We start from the raw sequence: 11,737 nt of genomic DNA on the forward strand, positions 1-11,737 counted from the left end.
ATCAGGCGTTCATCAGGGCCTCGACCTGCTCGGGCAGCAACAGGCCCTCACTAACAGCAATGTCGATGACACTCTGCCCCGAGGCAAGGGCCCTATGGGCGACGTCGGCCGTCGCCGCGTACCCCAGGATTGGCAGCAGCGCTGTGGCCTGCGCCGTGGACGCCCGTGCCCTGGACCGAAGCAACGCCTCGTTTGCTTCGATGCCGGTCACACACAGCTCGCGCAGGACGTCGCAGCCGTTGGTCAGCCAACTCAGCGACTGCAGTAACGCGTGGGCGATGACCGGCTCGAACGCGTTCAGCTGAAGCTGTCCGTTGTCAGCTGCCATGGTGACAGTGACGTCGGCGCCGGCGACAAAGAATGCGATCTGATTGATGACCTCGGGGATGACCGGGTTGACCTTGCCGGGCATGATGGAGGAGCCCGCCTGCCGCGGGGGCAGATGAATCTCAGCGAGACCCGTTTGGGGTCCGCTGGAGAGCAGGCGCAGGTCACTGCAGATTTTGGAGAGCTTGATCGCGGTGCGTTTGAGTGCCCCGGAGAACGTCATGAACGCTCCCGTATCCCAGGTTGCTTCAACAAAATCGTGGGCACGGGTCAGCTGGACTCCGCTGACCGCCGAAAGTTTGTCGATGACGCGCTCCACATACCGCGGGTCCGCGGTGATGCCGGTGCCGATCGCTGTGGCACCCAGACTGCATTCCTGCAACAGCGCTGCTGCCTCGCGCAGGCGGCGCTGGTCCTCCTCGAGCGTGACGGCGAAGGCGGTGAACTCCTGCCCGAGCGTCATGGGCACAGCATCCTGCAACTGGGTCCGGCCGACTTTGGGGATGGCCGCGAACGCCTTGCCGCGCTCGGCGAATGCCGCTGACAGCAGGGCCAGGCGCTCCAGAAGGTCCTCCAAAGCAAACACGAGCGCCAAGCGCACCGCTGTCGGGTAGACATCATTGGTGGACTGGCATTTGTTGACGTGCCCGATGGGGTCGACCACTCCGTAGGACCCGCGGGGATGACCCAATGACTGCAGCGCCAGATTGGCGATGACCTCATTGGCGTTCATGTTCGTCGAGGTTCCTGCCCCGCCCTGGATGACGTCCACGGGGAAAGCGTCGTCGACCTCGCCGGACGCAACCGTGTCGCAGGCCGACGCGATTGCTTGGCCAATCTCGGCCGGAATCAAGCCGAGCTCGGCGTTGGTCAGCGCCGCGGCCTTCTTCACAACAGCGAGGGCACGGACCAGGTGCCCGTGGGTTCCCAGCTGAATTCCGCTGATCGGGAAGTTGAGGATCGCCCGTTCAGTGTGGATGCCCCACAGCGCGGACTTGGGGACGGCCAAAGAGCCCAGGCTGTCCTGTTCGATTCTGACCCCTGCACTCATGAAGCGATCGCAATGACTTTGGGTTGGGTCATTTCCTCGTAGGCGAAGTGGACGCCTTCCCGGCCCATGCTGCCGTATTTCGAGCCGCCGAATGGCATCGCATCATGTCGGTAGTCGGAAGAATCGTTGATCATGACCCCGCCGGCATCGATGGCTTTGGCGGTCCGCAATGCGAGGCTGAGGTCCTTGGTGAACACTCCGGCCTGCAGCGCGTACTCGCTGTCGTTGGCCAGTTCGATGGCTTCTTCGGCTGAGCCGAAGGGTTCGATAACGACAACCGGTGCGAACAGTTCTTCGCTCCAGGCTTCGCAGGTGCGGGGCACCCCGGTGAGCACAGCGGGGGTGAGGACGGGTCCGTTCAGGGTCCCTCCCGTCAGCAGTTGCGCCCCGGCCGATACGGCCTCATCAATCTTCCGTTTCGCTTCTGCGGCGGAGTCGTGGCTGATCATCGGTCCGACATCCGTGTGTTCGTTGCGAGGGTCGCCGGTTTTCAAGGAGGCAGTTTGGGTGACAAAGGCATCCAGGAAGGTGTCGAAGACTGCCCGCTGGACAAGGATTCGCTGGGCGCCGATGCAGTTCTGGCCGGCTGCCCAGAACGAACCGGACACGCTGGCCTCTACGGCAGCTGGAATGTCGGCGTCACCGAAAACGATGACGGGCGCGTTGCCGCCAAGTTCCATGGACAGTCGTTTGATTCCGGCGTTCGCGGCGATGGCTCGTCCGGTTGCGAATCCTCCGGTGAAGGAGACCATGCGAACCAGCTTGGAGGAGATGATGGTTTGCGCGACCGTGCGGTCGCCCAGGACAACGGTGACGAAGTCTGAGGGCAGGCCGGCTTCGCGAAGGAGGTCCACGAGGAGGATGGCGGTCAAGGGCGTCAGCTGGGAAGGCTTGAGGATGACGGCGTTGCCGCCGGCTATTGCCGGTCCGAGCTTGTGCGCTACCAAGTTCAACGCGTCGTTGTAGGGCGTAATCGCTGCGATGAGCCCCAGCGGTTCACGTGTGAACCATCCCTGACGGTTCTCCGAACCGGCGAAGGAGTCGAACGGAATAACTTCGCCGACGTTCCGACGGGTTTCCGCCGCCGAAAGCTTTAGGGTGTTCACCGCGCGGGAGACTTCTTTCCGGGCCTGCTTGATGGTCTTTCCTGCCTCGGCGACGATCAGTTCGGCGACCTTCTGCGACCGCTGCTGCAAAAGGTCTGCGGCGGTGTCCAGAATCCTGCCACGCTCATGGCGGGGCATGGCGGCAGCTGCAGGAGCGGCGGCAGCGGCGCGGATCAGCTCGACACGTGCCTCCGCCTCGCTGCACTGGGAAAGAGTGGCCAGAACGGTACCGTCAAATTTGTTGCGAACCACCAGGTCGTTGGTGGTGGTTTCGCTCGTAGTTTCGGCGATGGCTGTTTCAGGCACGGACGGCTCCTTTGATGAATTCGTCGACGGCAATGATGTCGGAAATGAGGGCGTAGGCGGTTTCGACACGTCCGGCTCCCGGGCCGGACACCGTCACGGCGCCAAGTAGGTCGGTGGTGAAAGACACGGCATTGGTGGCGCCCGAGATACCAGCAAGTGGGTGGTCGGCCGGCAATGCTACGGGCTGGACGGTAGCGGCGATGCCGCCGTCATCCTCACGTCGCACTTCACCGATCAGCTTCCACCGAAAACCGTTCGCCAATGCTTGGGCGACGTCGTCACCCTTGATGTCCTGGATTCCGGTGGTTTCCACGTCGCTTGGGCGGATGTTTGCGCCGAGCAGTTCGTTGGCCAGAATGGCGACTTTCAACCGGACATCGGAACCACCGATGTCCGCCGTGGGATCCGCCTCCGCGTAACCCAGACCTTGGGCTTCGGAGATGGCTTCGTCCAATCGCAGGCCGGCTTCCATCCGGCCAAGGACATAGTTGCTGGTTCCGTTCAGGATCCCTTGAACGGCGTTCAGTTCCAGGCCTCCGAGCATCTTGTGTGCCAAGCGGATGACGGGCGTTCCGCTCATGACGGCGCCCTCGTACTCGAAGCGGACGCCGTTGTTAGCAGCGATTGTGCCCAGTTCCTGACCGTGCAAGGCGACGGGACCCTTGTTGGTGGTCACCACATGCTTTCCCGACTCAAGGGCCCACTTCACATGTGACACGGCAGGTTCCCCGTCAATAGGGCTGGTATAAGTGGCTTCGACGACGATGTCCGCCGGACTGTTCTTAATGACGTCTTCGTTCAGGGGATCCTGGCTTCCACCGGGGAGACCCTCAAAGGACGATCCTCGAGGCATTGCGAGGACGGAGGCCAGATCGATCCCGTCGCCCTGAACAAGCGAGCCAAAAGCAAGGTCGGTGATGGCCACGACACGGAGCTCGAATCCGAGGGAAGCGAACCGCTGAGGCTCGTCGCGGATCAATTCGGCCAAGGCGCGGTTGACGCCGCCGAAACCGATCAGAGCCAGGTTGTAAGTAGTCACTTTGTTCTCCTAGATGGGGCGGAATTGCTGTCCTCTAAGCCTCGGTCCCGGCAGTGTCAGTTCCCTAGAGGCAAACCGCTCGTCGAGCATGACGAAACGGCCAAAGCAGCCTGCAGTTTGGTCCCTTTGATCACACGCCCGACGACGACTACGCCCGCCTCGCCAGGGAGCACGCAGCCCGCCGGCCCCGCTAAGGTCCGGAAAACAGCAACAAACGACGACGCCGGCCGGTCACCAAGGTGACCGGCCGGCGTCGTACTTTTGCTCGCTGGAAGCGTCCCTGTTACCAGCCGCGCTCTGCGAGGCGGTGGGGCTGGGGGATGTCGTCGACGTTGATGCCGACCATGGCTTCGCCCAGGCCGCGGGAGACCTTGGCAATGACATCGGGGTCGTCGTAGAACGTGGTGGCCTTGACGACGGCGGCGGCGCGCTCTGCCGGGTTCCCGGACTTGAAGATGCCCGAACCAACAAACACACCATCAGCGCCGAGCTGCATCATCATCGCAGCATCAGCCGGGGTCGCGATCCCACCGGCGGTGAACAAAACCACCGGGAGCTTACCCGTGGCAGCGATTTCCTTCACCAGCTCGTACGGGGCCTGGAGTTCCTTGGCCGCAACGTACAGCTCGTCCTCGGGAAGGGAGGACAGCTTCGCGATCTCCGCCCGGATCTTCCGCATGTGACCGGTCGCGTTGGAAACATCCCCGGTACCGGCCTCACCCTTGGAACGGATCATCGCCGCACCCTCGTTGATGCGGCGCAACGCCTCATCAAGGTTCGTGGCACCACAGACGAAAGGAACGGTGAAGTTCCACTTGTCGATGTGGTTGACGTAGTCAGCCGGGGTCAGGACCTCGGACTCGTCGATGTAATCGACGCCGAGGGACTGCAAAACCTGCGCTTCGACGAAGTGACCAATGCGGGCCTTCGCCATGACCGGAATGGACACAGCAGCGATGATCGCATCGATCATGTCCGGATCGGACATGCGGGACACGCCGCCCTGGGCACGGATATCGGCAGGGACACGCTCAAGCGCCATGACCGCCACAGCACCGGCGTCCTCAGCGATACGGGCCTGCTCGACGTTAACGACGTCCATGATGACGCCGCCCTTGAGCATCTCGGCCATACCGCGCTTCACACGGCTGGAGCCCGTTTGGGGGTAACTGGTGCGGTTAGGAGGGGTTGTACTCATATCTGTTCCTTTGGCCCTTCGGTGCTGTCGGTCTCCAGACGCGCCACGACGGTGAATTCGTAGGTCTCGATGATTTTGCGGGTCCGTGATTGTTCGTCAAAGATCCACAGGAGGCCCTGTTCGGACGAGATATCGGTGACGGGGCCGGCATGGCACACCGCTCCGTCCCGCAAGGCCCGGATGAGCGTTCCCGGGTCAAGGTCTGAGAGCTTGGCAGGCGGGACGAAGCCGTCCTCACGGTGGGCTGCCAGGGCTGACGGCGGGAGGGTTAGGCCCGAAACGTGTGTTCTCATGTCTGTCCTTGTCGGTTTTCCTGCCGGGTCTGAAGCGTGCTATCGCTGCCCGTTGCCTTCGTGTCGTTCGCGGGTTGGGCATTGGGCTTAGTCGGAAGTGGGTGCGGGTGGCGGCGACCGCCGTGTTGAGCCGCCGCGCCTGCAAAGACCACCAGCAGAATGCCCACGAGTTGGAGGACCGAGGGGGATTGCGCCAACACCACCATGCCCAGCAGCAAGCCGATGGCCGGTTCCAACGCCAAGAGGGTGCCGAAAGCAGTGTGGGTCATTTGGCGTAGCGCCCGCATTTCCAGAATGTAGGGCAGGACGGGTATCAGCACTGCCAGGCCGGCGGCTACGGCCACAATTTCCCACGTAATGTGCCCGAAAGCCTGCGGCACGCCGAACGGTGCCACGACCACGGCAGCGATGGGGATGGTCAGGGCGAGGGCACCGATACCGCTGAACCGATCGCCGACTTTTTGGGTCAGCAGGACATATGCGGCCCATCCGATCGCGCCGATGGCAGCAAAGCCGACGCCGATCGGGTCAACCCGGCCTGCCCAGGGTTCAGTGAGCAAGACGACACCAGCCAGCGCTGTCGCCGGCAGGACCAATGAACGCACTCCGCGGCCGCGAAGGGCGGCAACACTGAGGGGGCCGAGGAATTCGATGGCGACCGCGGTTCCCAGGGGAAGGCGTTCCATGGCGGCGAGGAACGTCACCGACATGACGCCGGTGGCGATGCCCAGGCCGAGGACGGCCGGGGCATCGCGAAGGCGCAGGGACCTGAGTGGCGGGCGGGCCAGCAGAAGCACGATGAGGCCGCCCATGCTCAGTCGCAGCCAGGCCGTTCCGATGGGTCCCAGTGTCGGCATCAATCCTGCTGACAGGGTGGAGCCGAGCTGGATGGAAAACATGGCTGCAATGGTCAGGGCCCAGGGTGGGATCGGGTTGTTGAATGGTGTGGTCATTGCTGGTTCCCGTCGGTCGGGCAGCCACTTCGTACACGAGACCTTGGAGGCAGGATCACGTCAGGGTGGTTTTGGTGATGAGATGGTCGGTGATGGTGATGTCGGGGCCGAGACTGCTGAGGTGTGTCGCGAGGTCCTCGGTGGCTGCCTGAAGGGCGTCGGTGGTCACCGGGTCTAGGGCATCCAGAATGAACAACGCCGTGGTGGTCTCATCCTGTAGTTGCGTCCGCCGGCCCTGTCGCCAGTTCCAGCGTCTGCAGGTAACCCCTTCGTCATCGCACCAGATGACCTCTCCGGGTTCGGGGTGTTCGATGACGGTCTCTCCGTTTGACGCGGTATCGAAAGGTTCCTCGCCCGTGGCGCGGATGAGTCGGGGCGGCCCGCTGTATTTGGAGAGGTCTTCGCCCCCGAGCGGGATTTGGTGGAGCACCGAAATGGCATTGTAGATGTCGGTCAGCCGGTTCACCCGGGGTAGCCCTGTGACAGCTCGGCGCAGGAGGGCCTCGAGGCTGTTCCGGGTCCGGTTCGGTTTGGCGCCGAAGCCTTGATAGGCCGCACGCCACGCAGCAACGTGGGGGAGGGACTCGACTTTTTGTTCCTGCAACGCCGAACGCGCAGAGGCCTCGGCTTTCTGCAGAAGCGCTTCGCTGGCCTCGTTGCTTGCCCCTGGTATCAGCCCATCAACGGCCAGCAGCACAGCCCGGTAATCGGGCCGGAGTTCAAAGATGGAAGGGTCGACGTGGCCAGCGTCGACGAGCTTCTGGAGTTGGCCGGGCTCAGACATCGGCCGGCTCCGTCAGTGCCTCGAAATATATGCTTTTCATAAAGGCATCATACTGCACTATCAGTGCATAATGAAAGTGGGCGCGTCAGCTTTGCCGCAGGTGGCTGCCAGCAGATCGCACCGCTGCCGTGATCCGTTCAAGCCGTGGTGAGGCCAGTGACCAGCACTGCCAATAGAGTGCGATGTCGTGGGGAGCGGCGCCCGGAAGAGCCACAAGTCCATTACGGGGCGTGCCGTGTTGAAGCTGCTGTTCGGGGATCATGCCCCACCCCAGTCCGGCGCGGACGGCCTCAAGGAATGCCTCGGAGGAGGGAATCGTGTGGGTTGGGGGGAAGCGCTTGGCACCTTGGGAACGCATTAGACGATGCTGCATGTCGTCATCGGCGCTGAACCGAAGCATCGGCATTTCCGGCCAGTTGATGCCATCTACGGTTTTGTAGCGTTTGAGTAGCCCGGGCGACGCGGCCGGGATATAGCGCATGACTCCCAGCAGTTCGGCACGGCATCCACCGACCGGTTTAGGCTCGGTGGTGACGGCCCCAAGCACATCCCCTTGTCGGAGTAAGCGGCTGCTGTGGTCCTGATCCTCGATGTGCAAGTCCAACTCTGTGTCCGCCCAGGTCGCCGCTTCGTGCAGGACCGGGATAAACCACGTCGCCAGTGAATCGGCGTTGACGGCGATTGAGGCGGTGGCGCGTCCGGCGGGCCCCTGCCCCAAGGACTGGAGGGCGTCTGCTTCAAGCGTCTGGATCTGCCGGGCTGTCCGCAGCAGTATGGCCCCTGCCTCCGTAGGGCTGCTCGGTAGGCTGCGGCGCACCAAAATCTGCCCTGCGGAGGTCTCCAGGGCTTTCATCCTTTGACTTACAGCTGACGGGGTGATGCCCAGAAGGTTCGCTGCGCCGTCGAAAGACCCGGTGGCAACGATGGCGCTCAGTGCCTTCAAATGTTCGAAGTTCATGGTGTAAACGTAAGGTACCTAGGGTTTTTTGGCCCGCTATGGTGTGGACCGCCGCGAACAGTCCACACCAAGGTCGGGGTGATGGTGGTTTTACCAGCGTGCAGGTCCCGAAATATCTCCGGCTTCCTTCCTGCTGCTCATAGAACCTTGCTGAGGAAGCCTTTCGTGCGCTCATGCAGGGGGTTAGCGATGACTTCGCGGGGGTTGCCCGACTCGACGACCACGCCGCCGTCCATGAAAGTGAGCGTGTCACCCACTTCCCGGGCAAAGCCAATTTCGTGGGTGACCACGATCATGGTCATGCCCGATTTGGCGAGGTCTTTCATGACGTCCAGTACGTCTCCCACAAGCTCGGGATCGAGAGCGGAGGTTGGCTCATCGAAGAGCATGAGCTCGGGATCCATTGCGAGGGCCCGGGCGATGGCAACGCGTTGTTGTTGACCGCCGGAGAGCTGCGCCGGATAGTAACTCGCCCGATAAGCCAGGCCCACGCGGTCCAGGAGTTCCTGGGCCCGGCGTTTGGCCGGCACTTTGTCGTGGCCTTTCACCTGCACCGGAGCCTCAATGATGTTCTCCAGGACCGTTTTGTGCCCGAACAGGTTGAACCTCTGGAACACCATGCCGATGTTCCGGCGCTGGCGTGCGATGTCTTTGAGGTGCAACTCGTGGAGCTTGCCATCCTTCTCCTTGTAGCCAATGAGTTCATCATTGACCCGGATGCGACCGGCGCTGATGGTCTCCAGATGGTTGATGCACCGCAGCAGCGTGGACTTGCCGGACCCTGACGGGCCGATCAGAACAGCAACTTCTCCCTGTTTGACGGTCATGTTGATCCCGTTGAGAACATGGTGGTCACCGAAGTACTTATGGACCTCCTCGATCTTGACCAAATCGTTTTTGACAGATGCATCGGAGACGGGGCGGGATAAGGAATGGGCAGAAGGGCTCATCGGCCGCTCTCCTCTGGGGTCGGGGTGGTTGGTGCTGGGTCAGCAGTTGCCCGTGCCGTCTGCAGTGCTGAGGGGTTGACTGTGATGCGCGCCGCGGTATCGATGCCTTTTCCGTAGTGCTTTTCGATGAAATGCTGGCCAATCATCAAAATGCTCGTGACCACCAAGTACCAAAACGCCGCGACAATGAGCAGGGGAATCGGAAGGTAGCTGCGATTGGCCAGCGTGTTGGTAACAAAAGTGAGGTCAAGGGTGAACGGCACGGCAAGAACGAGCGACGTGGTCTTGAGCATCCCGATGGTTTCGTTTCCGGTAGGCGGAACAATGACGCGCATTGCTTGGGGCAGGACGATCCGCCACATGATCTTGGTGCCTCGCATGCCCAAGGCTTCGGCGGCTTCGATCTGTCCCTTGTCCACCGATTTCAGGCCGGCACGGAAGATCTCCGCCAGATAGGCCGATTCATTCAGGGCCAGTCCAAGGACGGCGGCCCAAAAGGCGTTGAGCAAATCCTGGGTGGTCAGACTCAGAAGTTCCGGACCGAATGGCACCCCGAGGTTGATCTTGGGGTAGAGGACGGCCACCAGACCCCAAAAGACCAGCTGGGTGTAGACGGGGGTGCCGCGGAAGAACCAGACCCAGAACCAGCTCGACCACCGGAAAATGGGATTGTCCGACTGACGCATGAAGGCCAGCAGTACAGCCAAGGTGACGGCGATTGCCATCGACAGAACCGTGAGCAGAAGCGTCCAGCCAACACCGGTGACGACGTTTGCATCCAGAACGTAGAGTGCGAAGGTCTCCCAATGGAAGTTGGGGTTGGCGGCAAGGCTTTGGACGGCAAGAATAGCGAGGATCAGGATGATCGCGGCCCCTAGCCATCGGCCAGGATGCCGGACGCGTACTGCTTTGATGAGCTCCGGCGCTGCCCTCTGTGCGGTCGTTTCCTGGTTGTTGGTGGTGACACTCATGATTTGACGGTGGGGTTGACTTCAGGGTTCGTGATCGCGCCGTCAGCGTTGTTCCATGAGTCCAGGATGGTTTTGTAGGTGCCGTCGGAGATCAGTTTGGCCACGGTCTTCTGGATCAGTTCAGCCAGGGCCTGGTCATTCTTGGGGACCGCGATGCCGACAGGTGAGGTGTTGTAGACCTTGCCGACCTTTTCCACGGCGCCGTTGGTTTGCTGGATGGCGTAGCCGATGAGAGTTGATTCGGCGATCATCGCGTCAATGCCGCCGTTGACCAGTCGTGTGGTGACGTCTGTCTGATTCTTGAGCGTGACAACGTTGACCGGTTGTTTGCCTGCTTTGACGCATTCATCGTTGCGGGTCTTGAGATCAGGATCTTCCTGCGTGGTGCCCGTCTGGACGCCCACGGATCTACCGCAGACGTCATCCGGTGAGAACTTCTTTGGGTTGCCCTTTTGGACGGCCCAGGTGGTGCCGGCGCTGAGGTAGCTGACGAAGTTCACAGCCTTCAGGCGTTCGTTGGTGATGCTGAAGGAGCTGATCCCCAGATCGTATTTGGGGCCCAGTGCTGGGAGGATGCCGGTGAATTCGGCTGTCTGAATGTCTACTTTCAGGTCCAAGGTCGCACCGATCGCCTTTGCGAGGTCCACACCGTAGCCCATCGGCGTACGGTTGTCCGCCCCGCCGAGGAATTCGGCGGGAGCATAGGTGGTGTCGGAACCAATGACCAAGCTGCCCTTGGATTTGATGGCTGCCGGAACCTGGGAAGCCAACGTCTCATCGGCTTTTACGGTAGCGGGATCGAAGCTGGCGACGGGCGAGCCGACCTGAGTCGACACGTTCCCTCCTGATCCAGAGCCATTGGCGCACCCTGATAATGCCAAAACGCACGTGGTCAGGATCGTTGCCCCCTTGACCAGCGCCCCTGTACGGCGGCGGGTGTCGCTCTTGAGGACCGATCCTTTGTGCTGCCGCTTAGGGATCAGCTGGCCTGATGATGCGATCGTCGATTTCGACATACTATCTCCTGATGCTTGTTCGCCGATGCGGGCGAAAGAAGGGACCGCGCCAAGATGGACCAGCCCCGCATCACTGCAGGGCGTGTCGAGGGAGCGATGGCGCGGTTCTGCGCAACTCGCTGGGAGCTGACCGTGTAGCTGGCATGAGAGTGATCAAGCAGGAAAGGATCTACTTTTTGCTTCGGGATCTCCTTGTCGCCTCCGCCTTATGCGGCGTGCGGGCGATGGGTCAATGGTATGGATCACCAAACTAAAGACCAACGGTGCATGTTGTAATCGACACTTAAGGATTGCCTTACGGCACAGTTGCCGGCGACTGCTTCCGGTCTGACAGATGCGCCGATATCGGCGCGGACCATATCTCATGAGTCCTTTGACCGCTGCTAGGTTCCCCCTCTGCATCACCCGTAGAAGCGACAAATGTAGTCCGTTCGGGTACATGGCGCTGAAACTGCCCTACGGCCTGTGGTGCATTTCAATCTGCTAGGTGTCGCGGTGGTGCCGTGCATCCTTCGCGCACAAGTATTCGTTTAGAACTTCAGTCAAGCTGGGTACACCGATGTACGCACTGAAACGGTTGGTTTCATCTAGTGCTGTTAGTCATTTTTTGTGATGCCGAGGCCGCGATAACAACGCCGGACTGACACCGCGAATCCGGCACGCGCGACCGGTGCCGCTGACTGCCGCCAAGCAATACCGGTGCTCCTTGAGAAGACGGTGTGGCCTGCGCTATCAGCTTATGTCCGAGTGGGCTTCATAGAAGATGAACACCTGCTCCGGATATC

General features: G+C 61.4%; 11 protein-coding genes. All 11 read right to left on the reverse strand.

Features of this window, described 5'->3' with window-relative positions; translation table 11 throughout:
* Nucleotide 1: 1 nt before the first annotated feature.
* The 11 genes from SB659_RS05025 to SB659_RS05075 all read right to left on the reverse strand — a co-directional run bounded on the left by SB659_RS05025 (nt 2) and on the right by SB659_RS05075 (nt 10,772).
* Complete coding sequence (locus tag SB659_RS05025; protein WP_410549692.1) at nt 2-1,378, reverse strand: aspartate ammonia-lyase; 1,377 nt, start codon at nt 1,376-1,378, stop codon at nt 2-4.
* The gene (locus SB659_RS05030) at nt 1,375-2,790 is read right to left on the reverse strand and encodes an aldehyde dehydrogenase family protein (protein ID WP_410549693.1); all 1,416 of its coding nucleotides are present in this window, start codon (nt 2,788-2,790) and stop codon (nt 1,375-1,377) included. Before SB659_RS05030 ends, SB659_RS05025 begins: the two co-directional genes overlap by 4 nt.
* The gene (locus SB659_RS05035; protein WP_284980394.1) at nt 2,783-3,829 is read right to left on the reverse strand and encodes a homoserine dehydrogenase; all 1,047 of its coding nucleotides are present in this window, start codon (nt 3,827-3,829) and stop codon (nt 2,783-2,785) included. The genes SB659_RS05030 and SB659_RS05035 overlap by 8 nt, the downstream gene beginning before the upstream one ends.
* Nucleotides 3,830-4,112: 283 nt before the next feature.
* Nucleotides 4,113-5,027 carry a pyridoxal 5'-phosphate synthase lyase subunit PdxS gene (gene pdxS / locus SB659_RS05040; RefSeq protein ID WP_410549694.1) on the reverse strand — a complete coding sequence of 305 codons (915 nt, stop codon included), beginning with the start codon at nt 5,025-5,027 and terminating at the stop codon, nt 4,113-4,115.
* A complete protein-coding gene (locus tag SB659_RS05045) occupies nt 5,024-5,320 on the reverse strand; it encodes a hypothetical protein (RefSeq protein WP_284980396.1) in 297 nt (98 codons plus the stop codon). Before SB659_RS05045 ends, pdxS begins: the two co-directional genes overlap by 4 nt.
* Nucleotides 5,317-6,273, reverse strand: a complete 957-nt coding sequence (locus tag SB659_RS05050; protein ID WP_410549695.1) for an EamA family transporter — start codon at nt 6,271-6,273, stop codon at nt 5,317-5,319. The genes SB659_RS05045 and SB659_RS05050 overlap by 4 nt, the downstream gene beginning before the upstream one ends.
* Before the next feature lie 55 nt (nt 6,274-6,328).
* Nucleotides 6,329-7,057, reverse strand: coding sequence for a B3/4 domain-containing protein (locus tag SB659_RS05055; RefSeq protein WP_284980398.1), 729 nt, complete (start codon nt 7,055-7,057; stop codon nt 6,329-6,331).
* 85 nt (nt 7,058-7,142) lie between these two features.
* On the reverse strand, nt 7,143-8,015 hold the full coding sequence (locus SB659_RS05060) for a LysR family transcriptional regulator ArgP (protein ID WP_284980399.1): 873 nt from the start codon (nt 8,013-8,015) through the stop codon (nt 7,143-7,145).
* 137 nt (nt 8,016-8,152) lie between these two features.
* On the reverse strand, nt 8,153-8,965 hold the full coding sequence (locus SB659_RS05065; protein ID WP_284980400.1) for an amino acid ABC transporter ATP-binding protein: 813 nt from the start codon (nt 8,963-8,965) through the stop codon (nt 8,153-8,155).
* On the reverse strand, nt 8,962-9,936 hold the full coding sequence (locus SB659_RS05070; protein WP_284980401.1) for an amino acid ABC transporter permease: 975 nt from the start codon (nt 9,934-9,936) through the stop codon (nt 8,962-8,964). Before SB659_RS05070 ends, SB659_RS05065 begins: the two co-directional genes overlap by 4 nt.
* Entirely contained in the window at nt 9,933-10,772 is an 840-nt protein-coding gene (locus tag SB659_RS05075) for an ABC transporter substrate-binding protein (protein ID WP_284980402.1), read from the reverse strand. Before SB659_RS05075 ends, SB659_RS05070 begins: the two co-directional genes overlap by 4 nt.
* Nucleotides 10,773-11,737 lie beyond the last annotated feature (965 nt).

Origin of the sequence: Arthrobacter sp. SIMBA_036, assembly GCF_046535135.1 — a bacterium.
Classification (GTDB): Bacteria; Actinomycetota; Actinomycetes; order Actinomycetales; family Micrococcaceae; genus Arthrobacter.

What these genes read in the sequence shown, in the direction of transcription:
- SB659_RS05025 (WP_410549692.1), bottom strand. Translation starts at nt 1,378, where the DNA reads ATGAGTGCAGGGGTCAGAATCGAACAGGACAGCCTGGGCTCTTTGGCC.
- pdxS (WP_410549694.1), bottom strand. Translation starts at nt 5,027, where the DNA reads ATGAGTACAACCCCTCCTAACCGCACCAGTTACCCCCAAACGGGCTCC.
- SB659_RS05045 (WP_284980396.1), bottom strand. Translation starts at nt 5,320, where the DNA reads ATGAGAACACACGTTTCGGGCCTAACCCTCCCGCCGTCAGCCCTGGCA.
- SB659_RS05050 (WP_410549695.1), bottom strand. Translation starts at nt 6,273, where the DNA reads ATGACCACACCATTCAACAACCCGATCCCACCCTGGGCCCTGACCATT.
- SB659_RS05055 (WP_284980398.1), bottom strand. Translation starts at nt 7,057, where the DNA reads ATGTCTGAGCCCGGCCAACTCCAGAAGCTCGTCGACGCTGGCCACGTC.
- SB659_RS05060 (WP_284980399.1), bottom strand. Translation starts at nt 8,015, where the DNA reads ATGAACTTCGAACATTTGAAGGCACTGAGCGCCATCGTTGCCACCGGG.
- SB659_RS05065 (WP_284980400.1), bottom strand. Translation starts at nt 8,965, where the DNA reads ATGAGCCCTTCTGCCCATTCCTTATCCCGCCCCGTCTCCGATGCATCT.
- SB659_RS05070 (WP_284980401.1), bottom strand. Translation starts at nt 9,936, where the DNA reads ATGAGTGTCACCACCAACAACCAGGAAACGACCGCACAGAGGGCAGCG.